The organism is Vibrio sp. 1159, from assembly GCF_033340395.1.
GTDB lineage: Bacteria > Pseudomonadota > Gammaproteobacteria > Enterobacterales > Vibrionaceae > Vibrio > Vibrio alginolyticus.
Window position 1 is genome coordinate 82769 of record NZ_JAWOWL010000018.1, and the last position, 18767, is coordinate 101535.

Consider the following 18767-nt stretch of genomic DNA (forward strand, 5'->3'; position numbering starts at 1 on the left):
CTTTGATAAATAAAAAGAAAGCAGCCAAGGCTGCTTTCAAAAAAAATTTAATCTATCAAAAAATTATAGAACCATGCGTACGATGTCAATTTCACCTAACTCTTTGTACAGTGTCTCAACCTGCTCGATAGAGGTTGCAGTAATGTTGATTGACACAGAGTGGTAGTTGCCCTTAGCACTTGGTTTAACGGTCGGGCTGTAGTCACCTGGAGCATGGCGCTGAATAACTTCAAGAACAAGCTCTGGAAGTTCAGGTTTTGCATGACCCATTACCTTGTAAGTAAATGAACAAGGGAACTCAAGCAGGTCTTTTAATTTTGCATCAGAGTTGATGGTTAGCATATCGATAACTCCAGTAGATATTCGTTGCGGTGCGAAATAGTACAGTCAAATTAGGGGGAACTCAAGACGAGGAGCTCAAACTTAAAAAGCCGCCCATTCAGGCGGCTTTGCGAATAAGTTTGCTACTCTAACGTTCTTTTTAGAAGAAGCTCTTGAATAACAATACGATGTAATCCCACATGCGGCTAAATAGACTACCTTGCTCTACGGTTTCTAGTGCCATTAGTGGGTACTCGGCAATATCTTCACCATCGATCTGATAGTATAGCTTACCAACTACATCACCTTTATTAATTGGGGCTTCTAGCTCTTTTTCAAGGACGAAGCTTGCTTTTAGGTTTTTCGCTTCACCACGCGGTAGTGTTACGTAAGTATCTTGGTCAAGACCCAGTGCTACGGTGTCTTTGTTACCCATCCACACTTTTTCTTCTACGAACGTTTCACCTGCTTTGTGCGGTGCCACTGTTTCGAAGAAACGGAAGCCGTAGCTTAGCAGCTTTTTGCTTTCTGACTTACGAGCATTGGCATCTTTAGTACCCATAACGACCGCAACCAAGCGCATTTGACCTTCAGTTGCTGAACTTACTAGGCTGTAACCCGCATTACTTGTGTGACCCGTTTTGATGCCGTCAACGTTCATGCTCTTATCCCAAAGTAGACCGTTACGGTTGTATTGGGTGATGCCGTTGTAAGTAAATTTCTTCTCTGAGTACACTCGGTACTCATTTGGTACGTCACGGATAAGTGCTTTACCCAGCAGTGCCATGTCGTATGGTGTTGAGTACAACTCTGCGTTATCTAAGCCATGAACGTTGGCAAAGTGCGAGTTAGTCATACCCAATGTGTTGGCCCAAGCGTTCATTAGGTCAACAAACGCATCTTCTGAACCTGCAATATGTTCTGCCATCGCAACACAGGCATCGTTACCTGACTGGACGATGATACCTCGGTTCAGGTCACGTACTTTAACTGTTGTGCCTACTTCAATGAACATCTTTGATGAATCAGGGAAGTTTTTCGCCCACGCATTTTTACTGATGGTGACATCATCATCTTCTGAGATATTACCACGCGCTAGCTCTTGGCCGATTACATAGCTGGTCATCATCTTAGTCAGACTAGCTGGAGACAATTTTGTGTTCATCTCTTTCTCTGCCAGTACTTTACCTGAATGGTAATCCATCAGCACGTAGCCCTTCGCCGCGATTTGAGGGGCATCTGGAACAACGATAGGTGATGCAAGAGCAGATTGAGCGAAAGTTGCAGAAAGGGCAACCGAAGAAACGAGAATAGATTTCACAAACTTATTTTTATTCATGGTAATTCAAATTTTTGGGTTAACTGCAGACATCTTATCAGAATCCCTAGTTATGTAAGAGGGGGATCAAAGAGAAATTCATGACACGAGGTCATTTGGCAGTGTTGTGTTTTTTAATAAATGCAGACGAATAGCCGAGCAACTTTACTTTATCTAGTGTGGCTTGCGTCAGGGAATAGTCAGTAAATGGCCCTAACAACAAGCGATAAGACTCTTTCGCACTCTCTAGGAAAGTTTCTGTATCCAATTTTTGACCAAGCTCGGTACCTAAAGTTCGCGCGCGCTCTTCATTTTTTGATGATGCTACTTGAATAACGTACCTAGGGTGCGCTTCTAATGACTTTTTGTCCGTAGGCTGATTGATACTGATCACTTCAATTTCCACGTTCGCGGTGCCTGTTTTTATGACATCTAACTTGTGCGCGGCGGCATAGCTTAAATCAATGATACGACCATCGTGAAAAGGACCTCGGTCATTAACTCGTACTATGGTGGTTTTGCCGTTGTCAGTATTGGTAACTTTTACGTAACTTGGTAACGGTAGCGTTTTATGCGCTGCCGTCATTGAGTACATGTCATAGATTTCGCCATTAGAAGTCAAATGACCTTGGAATTTTTTCCCATACCAAGATGCGCGGCCTTTTTCTTTAAAGCCTTTCGCATTGCGAACTATTTTGTAGTCTTTGCCACGCAAGTGGTAATCTTTGTTCCCACCTAGGCTGTACGGTTCATATTTAGGATGCGCATCCTCGATGTGTTCGACTGAAAGCGGTGTATCCGGTGCAACATCGGATTCGAGTTCGTAACGGCCTTCTTGTTCTTTTTGGCTAGTTGATGAACAGCCTGCCAAAATAAGAGCAGAGAAAACCAAGGAATATAAAGCGCGTTTTTGCATGTCTAGGTCGCCTTAGAGAATGCTTTTCGGTGCGTATGAATCGACATCAGAATACCAAAACCAGCCATCAAGGTTACCATTGATGTGCCGCCATAACTGATGAGTGGCAACGGTACACCTACTACAGGTAGGATGCCACTTACCATGCCAATATTTACAAAAATATACACGAAGAAGCTGAGTACAATACTGCCTGCCATCATTCGTCCAAATGCGGTTTGCGCTTGGCTGGCGAGATATAAACCTCGTCCAATAATAAATAGATAGATGGCTAAAAGGCAAAGGAAGCCAATCATACCCCATTCTTCAGCAATTACTGCAAAGATAAAGTCAGTGTGTCGTTCTGGAAGAAATTCTAGTTGTGACTGCGTACCTTGCAACCAACCTTTGCCGGAAATACCACCGGAGCCAATCGCAATTTTACTCTGAATAATGTGGTAGCCCGCTCCTAGCGGATCAGATTCCGGGTTAAATAGAGTACGAACTCGCACTTTTTGATACTCTCGCATCAAGAAAAACCACAGAATTGGAATGAAACCACCTAATGCAATCGCAGCACCTGCAATTATTTTCCAGCTAATGCCGGCGAGGAAGATAACAAAAATACCGGAAGCCGCGATCAGGATCGAGGTACCTAAGTCAGGCTGTTTTGCAATGAGAATGGTTGGTAAGCAGACCATAATCAGTGCAACAATGAGTGTTCTTAGCGTTGGTGGGAGGGGCTGTCTACCAACATAGCGAGCCACCATTAATGGCACCGCGAGCTTCAATAGCTCTGACGGTTGAAAGCGCACAAAACCGAGGTTAAGCCAACGCTGCGCGCCTTTCGATGCTTCACCGAAAAACAGCACGCCGAAAAGCAGTATAACGCCACCAACGAACATCAAAGGTGCCAAGCTTTCGTAAGTTCGTGGAGAAAGCTGTGCAAGGACGAGCATCACAACGAGTGAAAGCACCATTCGCATGGCTTGGCGATCCATCATCAGTAAACTTTGGCCACTGGCGCTGTACATGATCACCAGGCCAAACCCCATCAGGGCCAGTATGCCAAGTAGGAGTGGTAAGTCGATATGGAAGCGTTCAAACAGGGCGCGATTTTTACCTGTAGAGGGATCCATCTTCATTACTGTTTTACCTCTTTCTTCGCATTGTTTTCAGGCTCAATTTCTTCTGGACCAAGAACGACTCGGTCAAAAATTTTCCTTACTACTGGGGCACCGTTACTAGAACCACCACCGGCATTTTCTAGTACTACAGTGACGACCACTTTAGGATCATCAAATGGTGCAAAGCCAGTAAATAACGCATGGTCACGTAAGTGCTCGGCGATCTCATCGGCGTTGTACTCTTCGTTTTCACCCAGACCGAAGACCTGTGCAGTACCTGATTTACCCGCTGTTTCATAATTCATTTTGTAGAATGAGCGACGAGCTGTTCCGCGCGTGCCATGGTTTACCCGACGCATGCCTTCTTTCGCCATATCCCAGTACTTTTTAGGCACATTCTTGATTGGTGGGTAAGTCACGTATTCTGTCGTTTGCTGCTCTTCGAAGTCGTTACCATTTTCTATCGTCGCTTTGAGCAAGTGAGGTGCGATCACTTCTCCCTCGTTTACTAATACGGAGGTTGCTTTGGCGATTTGCATTGGTGTTGCTGTCCAATATCCTTGGCCGATACCCACAGGGATCGTATCACCTTTATACCATGGGGTTTTATGGCGAGACATTTTCCAGTCACGAGTCGGCATATTCGCCTTACTTTCTTCGTAGATATCAATGCCAGTGTAATCACCAAAACCGAACATCATCATCCAATTCGAAATACGGTCAATACCCATGTCATAAGCGATTTGATAGTAGAAGGTATCAACAGACTCTTCGATCGACTTAATGATATCGACGCGCCCGTGCCCCCAACGCAACCAGTCACGAAACGGGCGTGTGTTGGAGTTTGGTATGCGCCAATAACCAGGGTCATTTCGTGTGGTGTTAGGTGTGACGACACCTTCTTGCAGCGCGGCTACCGCCATAAATGGTTTGATGGTAGAGGCCGGAGGGTAAATGCCAAGTGTAGTGCGGTTGACCAAAGGGCGGTTTTTATCGTTCAAAAGGGCACGATAGTCTTTACCTGAGATTCCGTGCACGAACGAGTTAGGATCGTAGCTAGGACTTGAAACCATAGCCAGTACGCCGTTGTCTCTAGGATCGATCACTACAGCACTGCCTCTGCGGCCATCCAATAATTGGTGTACGTACAGCTGCAAGTTGATATCAAGGTTTAAAACGATGTCTTTTCCGGGTACAGGTGGAACGTACTTTAACGTACGAATTACTCGGCCGCGGCTGTTTACCTCGACTTCTTGATATCCGGCTGTACCGTGTAAGAGGTCTTCGTAGTATTTTTCAATACCCAGCTTACCAATGTCGCGAGTGGCTTGATAGTTTGCGTCTTTTTCTTCTCGGATCAGGCGCTGCATGTCGCGATCATTGATTCGAGAAACGTAACCAATCACGTGGGTTAAGACTTCGCTGAAAGGGTAGTAGCGCTTTAAGGTCGCACTTATTTCCACACCCGGAAAGCGGTACTGATTGACGGAGAATACCGCTACTTGTTTTTCGTTCAGTTGGGTCAGCAGTGGGACCGATTTAAATCGACGAGTCCGTTTACGCTCGTGGTGGAAACGTTCAATCTGGTCTGGTGTAATTTCCAGAATAGTTTGTAATTCTTGGATGGTTGCATCTATGTCTTTAATTTTTTCTGGGGTCAGTTCTAAGTTAAAGACGGGACGGTTCTCTGCCAGTAAAACGCCATTTCGGTCATAAATTAGACCTCGGTTAGGCGCGATAGGCACTACTTTGATGCGGTTATCGTTCGAGCGGGTTTGATAGTCTTGAAACTGGTTCACCTGAATGTTGTACATGTTGGCAACCAGAGCTCCCATCAAGACAACAATGCCGATAAAAGCAACAATAGCGCGGCTGGCAAACAGACGCGCTTCGGCTTGATAATCTCGGATTTGACTGCGGCGTTTACGAATCATTAACGCTTGGCTCTAAAGTTAAACAACGATTATTCGCGATGATAAGGGTGGTTAGCGGTGATGCTCCACGCTCGGTACAAGCTTTCTGCCATTACGATACGCACTAGAGGGTGGGGTAGCGTTAAGGCAGACAATGACCAGCTTTGGTCTGCTGCAGCTTTGCATGCAGGAGCGAGTCCTTCAGGACCGCCGATTAATATTGATACATCACGGCCATCTAATTTCCAAGCTTCTAACTGCTCAGCGAGTTGAGGAGTGTCCCATTTTTTACCTGGGATATCTAACGTGACGATACGGTTGCCTTTTGGTACCGCAGCGAGCATCGCTTCCCCTTCTTTTTGCAGGATGCGAGCGATATCGGCATTCTTACCACGCTTGCCAGCAGAGATTTCAATCAACTCCAACGGCATATCATGCGGGAAACGGCGACGATATTCTTGAAAGCCTTCCTCAACCCATTTTGGCATTTTTGTGCCAACAGCAATTAGTTGAATTTTCAAAAGATTAACCCCAGAGTTTTTCTAGCTGGTAGAGTTCGCGGTGCTCTTCTTGCATCACGTGAAGCATGGCGTCGCCCATATCAAGGACTACCCATTCACCTTCGTTTTCACCTTCCATTCCTAGTGGCTCAAGACCGGCTTTTTTCACCTCTGTTGCAACATGGTCAGCGATGGATGAAACGTGGCGTTTGGATGTACCAGTACAGATGATCATGTAATCTGTCACGCTTGATTTATCTTCCACATTTAGGACGATAATGTCTTCCGCTTTCATGTCGTCGGCTTTATCAGCTAAAAAGTCTTTCAGTTCTTCGCGAAGCACTCGGTTTTCCTCGGTTTGTCTCTTATCTCTACAGTGTTTTACATTCTTGCTTGCAAAACAGGTCGCGCACTATATCACGCTTTGATTTTTAAATTGCCAGCTTAATATCAGGAGAGCAGGTTTCTAAGCTCAACTGATGAATAGTTGGCCATACAGACTCGTCATACTGAGTTTTGGCTTTTATCTCGGCTTGAGCCAATAAGGAGAGCAATGCACAAATACGACTCGCTGATAAGCGGGTCAGTGCTGCGTTATAGAGTGGACGCTTATTTTGCCAAACTCGATATTTCTCAAATACCTGGTTCATTCCCATTTGACTTAAGTCTTGATGCATATTTAAAAGTTGGCTCAACTCTTTTTGTACACTTCGAATCAAGATCACGGTCTCAATCCCTTCCGCCTCAAGTTGGCGAAGAATACGTTGTGCACGGTTTGCTTTACCTGCCAGTAAGGCGTCGATCCAGTTAAAGGTAGTGAAGTGATTATGGCGACTTAGGGCTTCCTCTAAACGTATGATGGTCAGCTCACCATCCGGATAGAGTAGGGCCAATTTCTCTAAGCTTTGTGTCAATGCAAATAGGTTACCTTCATGCCATTGAGCCAACATTTGCAGTGATTGCTGATCGGGCTTTAGTCCCAACGTGCGGCAACGTGTCTGAATGAACATAGGTAGGCGTTGAAGGTCTGGCGACAAGCAGCTTACCCAATCGCCTTTTGAGCTTAATGCTTTGAACCATTTCGCATTTTCTTGGGCTTTGGTCAGTTTGCTACCAACAATGACGAGCATGATGTCATCATGAAGCATATCACACAGTGTTTGCAGCTCTTTGCTGACGGCGGTTGTTACGCCACTTTCAGGAATTTCAAGCTCAATCAATTGACGGTTTGAAAACAGGCTCATCGCTTGGAAACAGTCGTAAACTTGGTTCCAGTCGATGCTAGCATCCACCGAAAAACGGTGTTTTTCCTCAAAACCTTGCTGAAACGCTGCCTTTTGGATTGCTTGGCGGCTTTCTTGAATCAGTAACGGCTCATTACCAAAGATTAAGTAAACCTGTTTAACTTGTTTAGTTAAATGATCCGTTAGCTTATCGGCATAAATTCGCATAGTGACTAAGAGTTTTTGTTCGCTGGCTCAGAGATTTGTCCTGCTTCATATTCGGCACGAATACGACCCAACTGGCGCATCATCTGTTTTGCGGCTTGCAAGCGCATCTCGTCTTCAATTACGTCACGCTCAACAGATTTTGCAAGTGCGGTCAACGGGTTGTCTAGGTAGTTGCGGTTTACTGTTGTCGTAAAGTTTTTAGAACCATAGCCAGGAATTGTCACACGGTATTTTACTACGTATGTCAGCTCTTTTTCTGCTGCACGGCTATTTTGATAAAGCGATAGTGTACGCTCATCGATTGTCGCTTCCGTCAAATGAAGGTTGGGTACCGTCGATGATGGTTGAACAAGTTCAACTTTGTTCAGTTCGAGTTGAGAGCGAACATAGCGAGTTAATTCACTGTATTCATCGTAGCTGGAGAAAGACATAGTGTGCAGCTCTTCCGGTACGGAATACTCGCCGCGAAGGTGAAAACCACAGGCAGAAAGAAGCCCCGCTAATACCAATACCACTGGTAGTTTAATCAAAGAGAAAAAGCGCATTGATTGTATTCATCCTAAATTGAAGGGGTTATTTACCTTAAACCACTCATGTGAATGGTTTGAGGTAAATAAACAGGGTAGCTAACTACCCTGTTTAATGACTCTTGGTTAACAAATAAGTTCGCTACACAGAGACAAATTGACAGCTGTGATTAGTTTGCAACGATGTTCAGCAGTTTACCTGGAACGTAAATGACTTTACGAATAGTCAGGCCATCAGTGAACTTAACCACGTTTTCGTCGTTTAGACCAAGCTGTTCGATATCGTCTTTAGAGATATCAGCTGGGACTGTTAGCTTCGCACGTAGCTTACCGTTAACTTGAACAACGATAGTTTTTTCGTCTTCAACTAGCGCTTTTTCGTCAAACGTCGGCCATGCCGCGTTATCAATGTCTGTTTCACCTAGTGCTGCCCATAGCTCGTATGAGATATGCGGAGTGATAGGGTAAAGCATGACAACAATAGCTTTCAGTGCCTCGTCAAGGATTGCACGATCTTGCGCAGATTCTTGAGGCGCTTTCGCTAGTTTGTTCATCAGCTCCATGATCGCTGCGATCGCGGTGTTGAATGTTTGACGACGAGCGATATCGTCCGTCACTTTCGCGATAGTCTTGTGAACGTCACGGCGAAGTGCTTTTTGATCACCAGAAAGCGCTGCGGTATCTACTGCTTCTGCTGCGCCTTTCGCTGTGTGCTCTTTCACTAGTTTCCAAACACGTTTTAGGAAGCGGTTCGCACCTTCTACGCCAGACTCTTGCCATTCAAGTGTCATGTCCGCCGGAGACGCGAACATCATGAATAGACGTACTGTGTCAGCGCCGTACTTGTCTACCATTTCTTGAGGGTCGATACCGTTGTTCTTAGACTTAGACATCTTGATCATGCCTGAGTGCGTTACATCACGACCTTCAGTGTCTTTAGCAGAAGTTATGCGGCCTTTACCATCACGTTCAACGGCTACGTCTGTTGGAGCCACCCACTCTTTGCCGCCTTTCTCGTTCTCGAAGTAGAACGCATCAGCCAGTACCATGCCTTGACACAGTAGTTGCTTGAACGGTTCGTCAGACGATACGTAACCCGCATCGCGCAGTAGTTTGTGGAAGAAGCGTGAGTACAGTAGGTGCATACAAGCGTGCTCGATACCACCGATGTACTGATCTACTGGTAGCCAGTAGTTTGCTTTTTCTGGGTCTAGGATGTCGTCCGCTTGTGGTGAACAGTAACGCGCGTAGTACCAAGAAGATTCCATGAACGTATCGAACGTATCTGTCTCACGTAGAGCAGGTTCGCCGTTAAAGGTTGTCTTCGCCCACTCTTTGTCTGCTTTGATTGGGCTCGTTACGCCGTCCATTACTACGTCTTCTGGAAGAATCACTGGTAGTTGGTCAGCAGGTACTGGGTGAACTTCACCGTCTTCAGTCGTTACCATTGGGATTGGTGCGCCCCAGTAACGTTGACGAGATACACCCCAGTCGCGTAGACGGAAGTTTACAGTCTTAGTGCCTTTGCCCTCTGCTTCTAGCTTCGCTGCAATTGCATCGAACGCCGCTTGGAATTCTAGGCCATCGAATTCACCTGAATCGAACAGTACACCTTTCTCTGTATATGCCGCTTCAGAGATGTCTAGCTCGCTGCCATCAGCAGGCTTGATAACTGGCACGATGTCTAGACCGTACTTCGTTGCGAACTCGTAGTCACGTTGGTCGTGTGCAGGTACAGCCATTACCGCGCCTGTACCGTAGTCCATCAGAACGAAGTTTGCTACGTATACTGGTACTTCGCGGCCGTTCAATGGATGAATAGCAGTAAGGCCAGTTGCCATACCTTTCTTCTCCATTGTCGCTAGCTCAGCTTCTGCAACCTTGTTGTTCTTACATTCGTCGATAAACGCTGCAAGCTCTGGATTGTTCTCTGCTGCAAGAGCTGCAAGAGGGTGGCCGGCTGCGATACCCACGTAAGTCACACCCATTAGCGTATCTGGACGTGTTGTGTAAACTTCTAGGTCTTGTTGACCCTTAACTTCAAACTTCAGTTCAACACCTTCAGAACGACCAATCCAGTTGCGCTGCATGGTTTTCACCATTTCAGGCCAACCTTCAAGCTTGTCTAAGTCGTCTAGTAGCTCTTGAGCGTACTCAGTGATTTTGATGAACCATTGAGGGATTTCTTTTTGCTCTACAGGCGTATCACAACGCCAGCAACAACCGTCTTCAACCTGCTCGTTTGCAAGAACAGTTTGGTCGTTAGGACACCAGTTAACAGAAGAAGTCTTTTTGTAAACTAAACCTTTCTCGTAAAGTTTAGTGAAGAACTCTTGTTCCCAGCGGTAGTACTCCGGTGTACATGTTGCGAATTCACGGTTCCAATCGTAACCAAAGCCTAGAAGCTTAAGTTGGTTCTTCATGTATTCGATGTTTTCGTAAGTCCAAGGTGCTGGCGCAGTTTTGTTTTTTACTGCTGCGTTTTCTGCAGGTAGACCGAATGCGTCCCAACCGATTGGTTGCATCACGTTTTTGCCTTGTAGGCGTTGGAAACGAGATACTACATCACCGATAGTGTAGTTGCGCACGTGACCCATGTGCAGTCGACCACTTGGGTATGGGAACATGGACAGACAGTAGAATTTTTCTTTATTTGGGTCTTCACTTACAACAAAGGTTTTGTTGTCATCCCAGTGCTTTTGAACTTTTTGTTCAATATCTTGTGGGTTGTATTGTTCTTGCATCGATGGTATCCGTTATCTTGGAATTTGTGAGTTCGGTTAGAACAGACTTAAATAGATCGTCATAGAATACCTAAAGCTAGGGATCACAACAATAGCCAATCTGTACCCATGCGCCCTTAAGTGACGCAGGTAGGAGAAAGATGGAGGTCAGTTATGCCTAAACGTAAAACAGGTTATGAGGAAATGCTCGAGGATGTGATTGAAACCTTGAAGCACAGTCCGGAAGAAGTTAACAAAGCGATTGAGACGTCGGGCAAAGTGGTGGATGCTGCTAATGACTTGACCAAAGATGAATTGGCTTTAATCAAAGCGTACCTTAAAGCAGACTTAAAAGAGTTTTCAGAGAGTTACGAGGATAGCAAAAGCGGTCCGTTTTACTTAACGATTGCGGATTCGATATGGCAAGGGCTGTTAGAGATTACAGACCGAACTAAAGTTGAGTGGGTTGAGTTGTTCGATGACTTAGAGCATCAAGGGCTATATGAAGCAGGAGAGGTGATAGGCTTAGGCACTTTAGTCTGTGATGAGTGTGGTCACAAGACAACGTATAACCACCCAACAGTAATCATTCCGTGTATTAAGTGTGGTCACAAAGGCTTTACTCGTCAGTCATTAAAGCCATAAATGGCGAGTAACGACTGTATAATGCAATGAAGAAAAAAGAGGCTTAGTCGCCTCTTTTTTGTCTTTTCTACTTTCAAGCTGTTATCAGCTCTGTTTTCTTCTTAAACCGAAAGCCAGCGCTAAACTTAACCCTACCCAAATATACAATGGCCAAGTACCAACGATTCGATATGGCGTTTTCCCATCGGTTGGGGTGAGCTCTGCGCGCAGTACTGCAGTTTCAAACTGCGGAACTTGCTCAACGATTTTACCCTTGTGATCGGTTACCGCTGTTAATCCATTGTTAGTCGAGCGGATGAGCGGTTTGCCCAACTCTAAGGCACGCATACGGGCGATCTCCATATGCTGAAGAGGGCCGATAGAGTAACCAAACCATGCATCGTTTGAAAGCGTTAGAATGAAGTCTGTTTCGTCAGTCACATTTTGACGCACTTGCTCATTAAAGATGATCTCATAGCAAAGCGCTGGTGCCATGTGCATGCCATTCGCAACGATGTTTGGCTGCACAAAAGCCCCACGGCTAAACGATGACATCGGTAGGTTAAAGAATGGCGCTAATGGGCGCAAAATATCTTCAAATGGTACAAACTCACCAAACGGTAGTAGGTGATGCTTATGGTAACGTTCGCTTAAATCGAAGCTGTAGTCACCGTATGGTGTGATGCCGAGGGACAGAATACTGTTGTAGAACTGTCGATCTTCAGCTTGATTGACGACACCGGTGATGATTGCGCTGTTATTCATTTTTGCAGCGCTGTCGATATTGCTCAAAAATGAAGGCACTTCAATTTCAAAAGCGGGAATTGCTGCTTCTGGCCAAACGATAATGTCAGCGTCCCAGTTTTCACGAGTTAAGTCAGCGTATTTCATGATGGTTGGCCAGCGTTGACTTGGTAGCCACTTTAGGTTCTGGTCTACGTTACCTTGAATCAGCGCGAGCTTAGTCGTGTCTTCTGGTCGGGGTGTTACCCAATCGTAGTTGCGAATCCCAAAGCCAGTACTGAGTAGTACCGCAGGGATAATCACCATCAGCCACTGCTTATGAATCCATGCATAGGCTAACGCCCCTGCGCTGATAAGGATAAATAGAGTAAGCAGTTCTACGCCGCCAATTGGTGCAAAGCTTGCGAGTGGAGCATCTATCTGGCTATAGCCTAGCCATAACCAAGGGAAGCCGGTCATCACCCAACCACGTAACCAATCACTGATCAGCCATAAAGCAGGTGCAGCGAGAAGTGCTTTTGTGAGCGTAAATTGAGGAAACAGCTTGTTGTTGAGCCAAGCAAATAAGCCTGAATAAACAGCCAAGTAGGCAACAAGCAAGCCCATTAAAAATAAATTGGCAATGAGCGGCATACCGCCAAAACCGGAGATACTGACGTAAACCCAGCTAACGCCAGTTGCAAATTGACCTAACCCCCAAGCATAACCAATCCATAGTGCGCGTTTCGGAGTTTGGTTAGCAAGAAGAATCAGTAGAATTGCTGGGCTAAGAATGGCAATAGGCCACAGCTGGTAAGGAGCGAAAGCGAGTGTAGTAGAGGCGCCAACAAAAGCGGCCACTAAGGGCCGCTTAAGGCGATGAAAGAGTTCATTCATCATTGTAATTTCTGAGATTCCCAATGGGTATCGCGTTACTCTTGAGTGGCTTCAACCAGGGTTTCTTCGTCTGGGATCGTCACTTGGAGTTGAATGACACGACGGTTATCGGCAGCGGTGACTTTGAAGTTGTAGCCTTCAATTTCAACCAGTTCACCACGAGAAGGTAAGTGACCAAAGGCAGTCATGACCATACCACCAACGGTATCAACTTCCTCATCGCTGAAGTTGGTTCCGAATGTCTCATTAAACTCTTCGATGGTTGTCAGCGCTCTGACAGCAAACGTATGCTTGCTCAGCTTACGAATGTCCGTCTCTTCACTTTCATCGAATTCATCTTCAATATCCCCGACGATTTCCTCAAGGATATCTTCAATGGTCACAAGACCAGAAACACCACCGAATTCATCGACAACAATGGCCATATGATAACGTTCTTCACGGAATTCTTTCAGCAGTCGATCAACGCGTTTACTTTCCGGTACCACAACCGCTGGTCGAATGACTTCTTCGATATCAAATGGATTACTGCCTGAGCCTAAGTATTTAAGTAAGTCCTTCGCTAGAAGTATGCCTTCCACATGGTCTTTATCTTCGCTGATCACAGGGTAGCGAGAGTGTTGAGCATCGGTAATCAAAGCAACCAAGGTATCAAGGTCGTGAGTACGCTCAACTGTAACCATTTGCGAACGCGGGATCATAATGTCACGCACACGCATTTCGGAGATTTCCATAACACCTTCAAGCATATCGCGAGTGTCATGGTCAATCAGGTCGTTAACTTCAGAGTCGCGGATAACATCCACAAGCTCTTGGCGATCTTTTGGTTCGCCCTGAAATAGTTGACCTAGACGTTCAAAGAAGGACTTTCTACTCGGACCTTCTGCCTTTTCTTTCTTATCTTCGTTAGAAGAGGGAGAATTATCTTCGTTCATTGTTTCTCAATTAAGTAACGCTATCAGAAGTGTGATAGCACACATAGAGAGGCGAACACGAGAGTCATTTAAGTGGTTCGCCTTTCCCTGTCGAGTGGCCAATAGCTACTCTTTTTCAGCAATGTAAGGATCTTCATAACCCATACCTTGCATGATTTCGGTTTCGAGGGACTCCATCTCTTCGGCTTCGTCATCCTCTATATGATCATAACCTAGCAGATGCAAGCTGCCATGTACAACCATATGCGCCCAATGTGCTAGCAGAGGCTTGCTCTGTTCAACCGCCTCTTTTTCAACAACTTGGCGGCAAATAATCAAATCACCAAGTAAGTCTATTTCCATACCAGGAGGTGCTTCAAATGGAAACGACAACACATTAGTTGGTTTATCTTTGCCGCGATACTCATGGTTGAGCGTATGACTTTCTTGTTCATCAACAATACGAATGGTGACTTCGGCTTGTGGCTGGAAGAGAGGAATTGTCTTATCTAGCCACAATTGGAAATCTTGCTGCGAAGGCAGACCTTCTTCATTTTCGACTGCCAGCTGCAGATCAAGTTCAATCGCCATGATTATTCCTTAGTTGAAGCAACTTGTGCATTCAGTTCGGCTTTTGCTGCTTCTAGTAACTTCGCATCGCGTTCTTCACGACGGCGTTTCTCGAACTCTTTACGCTCTTTCTGGTCTTGTGCTTCCCACTTCTCGTACGCGTTAACGATACGAGCAACCACAGGGTGACGTACAACGTCGTCGGCCAAGAAGAAGTTAAAGCTGATGTCGTCAACTTCGCTTAGTACTTCAATAGCATGACGAAGACCCGATTTCGCACCACGAGGTAAGTCAATCTGCGTGACATCACCAGTGATAACCGCGCGAGAGTTAAAACCAATACGCGTTAGGAACATCTTCATCTGTTCAACAGTGGTGTTCTGACTCTCATCAAGAATGATAAAGGCGTCGTTTAGAGTACGACCACGCATGTAAGCAAGAGGGGCAACCTCAATCACGTTACGTTCAATCAGCTTCTCTACGCGCTCAAAGCCCAGCATTTCAAATAGAGCGTCGTATAGCGGACGTAGGTATGGGTCGACTTTCTGGCTTAAATCACCAGGCAGGAAGCCCAATTTTTCACCAGCTTCAACCGCTGGACGAGTAAGTAGAATACGACGGATCTCTTGGCGCTCTAGTGCGTCAACAGCTGCTGCTACAGCAAGGTAGGTTTTACCTGTACCAGCCGGGCCAATACCAAAAGAAATATCATGCGTGACCATGTTAACCAAGTACTGCGCTTGGTTTGGCGTACGTGGTTTGATCACACCTTTCTTGGTTTTGACGAAGACTTCTTTACCGTGCTCGATATTAGACTCAGTATTCTGCTCAAGAACACCAGACTCTTTGATCGCTAGGTGGATTTGCTCAGGCTCAATATCTGGGATCTCACCTCGTACAGGTGCGGTATCAACATATAGAGTTTTCAGGATATCCAGCGCAGCTGATGCGGTATGAGGTTTACCGACAATCGTAAAGTGGTCACTACGGTGGTTAATTTCAACGCCTAGACGACGTTCTAAATGCTTGATGTTGTCATCGAATGGGCCGCACAGGCTAGCTAGTCGGCGGTTGTCTGAAGGTTCTAGGTTAATTTCTAGAGTTACGATTTTATTGCTCAATGTTGCCTCTCATTTTTTGCCACTTAGTGAGAGCCTGATAACGACCAGGCTCTCTATGGCTATTTATACGAGCTTACGGCGTAAAAGTAGCTACACCCAGCTCATCTTCGCGACGTGTTTTCGCCATCATCTGCGTTGGGGAAATCACACTACGAAGATCCATGTCTTTTTCAGTACGTACTAGCTCACCACGCAGTGAGTTTGCAAATACGTCTACGATCTTCACATCAACGAACTGACCAATTAGGTCTGCACTACCTTCAAAGTTTACTACACGGTTGTTTTCTGTACGAGCGCGTAGTTCCATTAGATTTTTCTTCGAAGGACCTTCAACTAGAACACGTTGTTCTGTGCCAAGCATTAAGCGAGAGTAACGCATCGCTTGAGCATTGATAGTTTGCTGTAGTTCGTAAAGGCGCTCTTTCTTCACTTGTTCTGACACATCACAAGGGTAATCCGCTGCTGGCGTACCTGGACGTGGAGAGAAAATAAAGCTGAAGCTCATGTCAAAGTCTACATCTTTGATTAGCTTCATGGTGTCTTGGAAGTCTTTGTCTGTCTCACCAGGGAAACCAACAATAAAGTCTGAACTGATTTGGATATCAGGACGAGCTTTACGCAGTTTACGGATGATCGATTTGTATTCGATAGCGGTGTGAGGGCGTTTCATCATCGTTAGGATACGGTCACTACCACTTTGCACAGGTAAGTGCAGGAAGCTCACAAGTTCTGGCGTATCTTCGTATACTGCGATGATGTCGTCTGTGAATTCTAACGGGTGGCTCGTCGTGAAACGAATACGGTCGATACCATCGATAGACGCAACCAAACGAAGCAGTTCTGCAAATGAACAGATCTCACCATCGTGCATAGGACCACGGTACGCGTTTACGTTTTGACCCAGAAGGTTTACTTCACGTACGCCTTGTTCAGCAAGTTGGGCGATTTCGAACAGTACGTCATCCATTGGACGGCTTACTTCTTCACCACGAGTGTACGGTACGACACAGTAAGTACAGTACTTAGAGCAGCCTTCCATAATAGAAACGAATGCTGTCGCACCTTCAGCGCGAGGTTCAGGTAGGCGGTCGAATTTTTCGATCTCTGGGAACGAAATGTCCATAACTGGTGCATCATCGGACTGAGATTGTTTGATCATCTCAGGTAGGCGGTGCAAAGTTTGTGGGCCAAAAATAACGTCAACGTATGGTGCACGTTCACGAATATGGTCACCTTCTTGCGTTGCTACACAACCACCTACACCGATAACTACGCCAGGTTTTTTATCTTTTAGTGTTTTCCAGCGGCCTAGCTGGTGGAAAACTTTCTCTTGCGCTTTTTCACGGATCGAACAGGTGTTAAGTAGAAGTACGTCTGCTTCCTCTGGCTCTTCCGTCAGCTCGTAGCCGTTTGCAGCATTAAGCAGGTCGGCCATTTTTGATGAATCGTATTCGTTCATCTGGCAGCCCCAGGTTTTAATTAGCAGTTTCTTACTCATCTCACTTTCGCTCGTTCAGTTGTACTTAAATCGGAGAGCTATTGCTCAAATTATAGCCGCCATCACGGCGGTAAGCGGCGTATTGTACTGCTTTAAAAAGCACCTGACTAGTGATCTAGCTAATTCTCTGCAAAGCCTGATGAAATCTAGTTTTTCGCCCTATGCAGAACAAGGTTTTTTGTTAAACAATTTTGTAAAAATAGCCATGGAAAGTACAATAAAAAACGCCAATTAATCAGCACGATGAAGAGTGAAAAATGAACAAGTATGACATCGCCGTGATCGGTGGCGGTATGGTTGGGGCAGCCGTCGCTGTTGGATTTGCCAAGCAGGGCAGAAGCGTTGTCTTGGTTGAAGGTACAAAACCTAAAGTTTTTGATGCCGCTCAGGCGATGGATATTCGTGTATCTGCAATCTCGCACCAGTCGGTGGAGTTACTTGATTCACTCGGAGCATGGTCAGAGATCAAGAGCATGCGAGTTTGTCCTTATCGTCGCTTAGAAACTTGGGAGCACCCAGAGTGCCGTACTCGTTTTCACTCTGATGAATTGTCATTGGATCAGCTAGGTTACATCGTTGAAAATCGCCTAATCCAATTAGGTCTTTGGCAAGTCTTCTCTCAGTATGAAAATCTAACCGTGATGTGTCCTGAGCGATTAAAAGCCATTGAGTTTGCAGATGTAAACCTTGTGACACTAGAAAGTGGGGAGCAGTTTGAAGCTAACTGGGTGATTGGTGCTGATGGTGCAAACTCTAAAGTTCGTCAATTGGCTGGAATTGGTGTAACTGCGTGGGATTACCGACAACACTGCATGTTGATTAACGTGAAAACAGAATTGCCTCAGCAAGATATTACTTGGCAACAATTTACACCTTCAGGCCCACGTTCATTTTTACCTCTGTGCTCTTTGAGTAACGACGATGGTCAAGTAGTAGGCCAAGGTTCTTTGGTTTGGTATGACTCGCCTAAACGTATTAAACAACTGTGTGCGATGGGTAAACCTCAACTAAGGGAAGAAATCTTACGTCATTTCCCTGCTGAATTAGGCGATATTGAAGTTTTACAGTTTGGCTCATTCCCACTCACTCGTCGTCATGCGCAAAGCTACTCAAGCAAAAATTGCGTGTTAGTGGGTGACTCTGCTCATACGATCAATCCGCTTGCAGGGCAAGGGGTAAACTTAGGCTTCAAAGATGTAGACGTTCTCCTTTCGGTAACAGAGCACCAAGAAAAGCTGGAAGATACCTTACTCGCGAAATACGAACGCGCACGTCGACCTGACAACTTACTCATGCAGACGGGCATGGACTTTTTCTATAAAGGTTTTAGCAACGATCTTGGGCCATTGAAGTTCGTACGTAATGCTGCATTGAAGCTTGCTGAAAACTCAGGGCCAATTAAGGCTCAAGTACTGAAATACGCGTTAGGTATGTAGTAAGCTACTCAAATCACAGATAGAAAAAAAGCGAGCCATGAGCTCGCTTTTTTAATTCGGCAAATCTAATGATTTCCCGAGTCCAGAACCAAAAAAAAGAAAAAACCCAGCAAAGTCATGCTGGGTTTTCCGATAATGGTGCGGAAGGAGAGACTTGAACTCTCACACCTTGCGGCGCCAGAACCTAAATCTGGTGCGTCTACCAATTC

General features: G+C 45.6%; 17 protein-coding genes. 2 read left to right on the top strand and 15 right to left on the bottom strand.

The annotated features are described in order from the left end of the window. Positions 1–63 precede the first annotated feature (63 nt). The 10 genes from ybeD to leuS form a co-directional block, all read right to left on the bottom strand. Positions 64–342 carry a DUF493 family protein YbeD gene (ybeD, locus tag R7127_RS15160; protein ID WP_005384135.1) on the bottom strand — a complete coding sequence of 93 codons (279 nt, stop codon included), beginning with the start codon at positions 340–342 and terminating at the stop codon, positions 64–66. A 139-nt stretch (positions 343–481) separates the two neighbouring features. Then, entirely contained in the window at positions 482–1660 is a 1179-nt protein-coding gene (locus R7127_RS15165; RefSeq protein ID WP_005384132.1) for a serine hydrolase, read from the bottom strand. A 91-nt stretch (positions 1661–1751) separates the two neighbouring features. Continuing rightward, positions 1752–2555 carry a septal ring lytic transglycosylase RlpA family protein gene (locus R7127_RS15170; protein WP_017635670.1) on the bottom strand — a complete coding sequence of 268 codons (804 nt, stop codon included), beginning with the start codon at positions 2553–2555 and terminating at the stop codon, positions 1752–1754. Positions 2556–2557: 2 nt separating this feature from the next. After that, complete coding sequence (gene rodA / locus R7127_RS15175) at positions 2558–3679, bottom strand: rod shape-determining protein RodA (protein ID WP_005384128.1); 1122 nt, start codon at positions 3677–3679, stop codon at positions 2558–2560. Next, positions 3679–5595 (bottom strand): penicillin-binding protein 2, encoded by a 1917-nt coding sequence (mrdA, locus tag R7127_RS15180; RefSeq protein ID WP_005384126.1) that lies wholly within the window; start codon positions 5593–5595, stop codon positions 3679–3681. The genes rodA and mrdA overlap by 1 nt, the downstream gene beginning before the upstream one ends. A gap of 29 nt (positions 5596–5624) precedes the next feature. Continuing rightward, a complete protein-coding gene (rlmH, locus tag R7127_RS15185) occupies positions 5625–6095 on the bottom strand; it encodes a 23S rRNA (pseudouridine(1915)-N(3))-methyltransferase RlmH (RefSeq protein WP_017821762.1) in 471 nt (156 codons plus the stop codon). A 4-nt stretch (positions 6096–6099) separates the two neighbouring features. Beyond that, entirely contained in the window at positions 6100–6417 is a 318-nt protein-coding gene (gene rsfS, locus R7127_RS15190) for a ribosome silencing factor (RefSeq protein ID WP_005373015.1), read from the bottom strand. A gap of 88 nt (positions 6418–6505) precedes the next feature. Next, the gene (holA, locus tag R7127_RS15195) at positions 6506–7525 is read right to left on the bottom strand and encodes a DNA polymerase III subunit delta (protein ID WP_054865970.1); all 1020 of its coding nucleotides are present in this window, start codon (positions 7523–7525) and stop codon (positions 6506–6508) included. Between the two features lie 5 nt (positions 7526–7530). Further along, positions 7531–8070 carry an LPS assembly lipoprotein LptE gene (gene lptE, locus R7127_RS15200; protein ID WP_005384122.1) on the bottom strand — a complete coding sequence of 180 codons (540 nt, stop codon included), beginning with the start codon at positions 8068–8070 and terminating at the stop codon, positions 7531–7533. A 152-nt stretch (positions 8071–8222) separates the two neighbouring features. After that, on the bottom strand, positions 8223–10796 hold the full coding sequence (gene leuS / locus R7127_RS15205) for a leucine--tRNA ligase (protein ID WP_203345952.1): 2574 nt from the start codon (positions 10794–10796) through the stop codon (positions 8223–8225). A gap of 153 nt (positions 10797–10949) precedes the next feature. Here leuS and R7127_RS15210 point away from each other — a divergent pair, with 153 nt between their 5' ends. Beyond that, positions 10950–11420 (top strand): zinc ribbon-containing protein, encoded by a 471-nt coding sequence (locus R7127_RS15210; RefSeq protein ID WP_005373024.1) that lies wholly within the window; start codon positions 10950–10952, stop codon positions 11418–11420. A gap of 84 nt (positions 11421–11504) precedes the next feature. On the opposite strand, the gene lnt is transcribed toward R7127_RS15210, so the two are convergent. From lnt to miaB, 5 genes are all read right to left on the bottom strand, one after another. Further along, positions 11505–13022, bottom strand: coding sequence for an apolipoprotein N-acyltransferase (gene lnt, locus R7127_RS15215; RefSeq protein WP_248524842.1), 1518 nt, complete (start codon positions 13020–13022; stop codon positions 11505–11507). Between the two features lie 32 nt (positions 13023–13054). Then, positions 13055–13954, bottom strand: a complete 900-nt coding sequence (gene corC, locus R7127_RS15220) for a CNNM family magnesium/cobalt transport protein CorC (RefSeq protein WP_005384118.1) — start codon at positions 13952–13954, stop codon at positions 13055–13057. Positions 13955–14059: 105 nt separating this feature from the next. After that, a complete protein-coding gene (ybeY, locus tag R7127_RS15225) occupies positions 14060–14524 on the bottom strand; it encodes an rRNA maturation RNase YbeY (protein ID WP_005373030.1) in 465 nt (154 codons plus the stop codon). Positions 14525–14526: 2 nt separating this feature from the next. Next, the gene (locus tag R7127_RS15230) at positions 14527–15624 is read right to left on the bottom strand and encodes a PhoH family protein (RefSeq protein WP_005373033.1); all 1098 of its coding nucleotides are present in this window, start codon (positions 15622–15624) and stop codon (positions 14527–14529) included. A gap of 73 nt (positions 15625–15697) precedes the next feature. Next, a complete protein-coding gene (miaB, locus tag R7127_RS15235) occupies positions 15698–17122 on the bottom strand; it encodes a tRNA (N6-isopentenyl adenosine(37)-C2)-methylthiotransferase MiaB (protein ID WP_005373038.1) in 1425 nt (474 codons plus the stop codon). A gap of 257 nt (positions 17123–17379) precedes the next feature. Here miaB and R7127_RS15240 point away from each other — a divergent pair, with 257 nt between their 5' ends. Next, positions 17380–18558 (top strand): 2-octaprenyl-3-methyl-6-methoxy-1,4-benzoquinol hydroxylase, encoded by a 1179-nt coding sequence (locus R7127_RS15240; RefSeq protein WP_017821766.1) that lies wholly within the window; start codon positions 17380–17382, stop codon positions 18556–18558. The last annotated feature ends 209 nt before the right edge of the window (positions 18559–18767 follow it).

Excerpts from the sequence above, each read along its gene's own strand:
- miaB (WP_005373038.1), bottom strand. The coding sequence starts at position 17,122 with ATGAGTAAGAAACTGCTAATTAAAACCTGGGGCTGCCAGATGAACGAA.
- R7127_RS15210 (WP_005373024.1), top strand. The coding sequence starts at position 10,950 with ATGCCTAAACGTAAAACAGGTTATGAGGAAATGCTCGAGGATGTGATT.
- R7127_RS15240 (WP_017821766.1), top strand. The coding sequence starts at position 17,380 with ATGAACAAGTATGACATCGCCGTGATCGGTGGCGGTATGGTTGGGGCA.
- ybeY (WP_005373030.1), bottom strand. The coding sequence starts at position 14,524 with ATGGCGATTGAACTTGATCTGCAGCTGGCAGTCGAAAATGAAGAAGGT.
- leuS (WP_203345952.1), bottom strand. The coding sequence starts at position 10,796 with ATGCAAGAACAATACAACCCACAAGATATTGAACAAAAAGTTCAAAAG.
- mrdA (WP_005384126.1), bottom strand. The coding sequence starts at position 5,595 with ATGATTCGTAAACGCCGCAGTCAAATCCGAGATTATCAAGCCGAAGCG.
- ybeD (WP_005384135.1), bottom strand. The coding sequence starts at position 342 with ATGCTAACCATCAACTCTGATGCAAAATTAAAAGACCTGCTTGAGTTC.
- R7127_RS15170 (WP_017635670.1), bottom strand. The coding sequence starts at position 2,555 with ATGCAAAAACGCGCTTTATATTCCTTGGTTTTCTCTGCTCTTATTTTG.
- holA (WP_054865970.1), bottom strand. The coding sequence starts at position 7,525 with ATGCGAATTTATGCCGATAAGCTAACGGATCATTTAACTAAACAAGTT.
- rodA (WP_005384128.1), bottom strand. The coding sequence starts at position 3,679 with ATGAAGATGGATCCCTCTACAGGTAAAAATCGCGCCCTGTTTGAACGC.
- lptE (WP_005384122.1), bottom strand. The coding sequence starts at position 8,070 with ATGCGCTTTTTCTCTTTGATTAAACTACCAGTGGTATTGGTATTAGCG.
- corC (WP_005384118.1), bottom strand. The coding sequence starts at position 13,954 with ATGAACGAAGATAATTCTCCCTCTTCTAACGAAGATAAGAAAGAAAAG.
- lnt (WP_248524842.1), bottom strand. The coding sequence starts at position 13,022 with ATGATGAATGAACTCTTTCATCGCCTTAAGCGGCCCTTAGTGGCCGCT.
- R7127_RS15165 (WP_005384132.1), bottom strand. The coding sequence starts at position 1,660 with ATGAATAAAAATAAGTTTGTGAAATCTATTCTCGTTTCTTCGGTTGCC.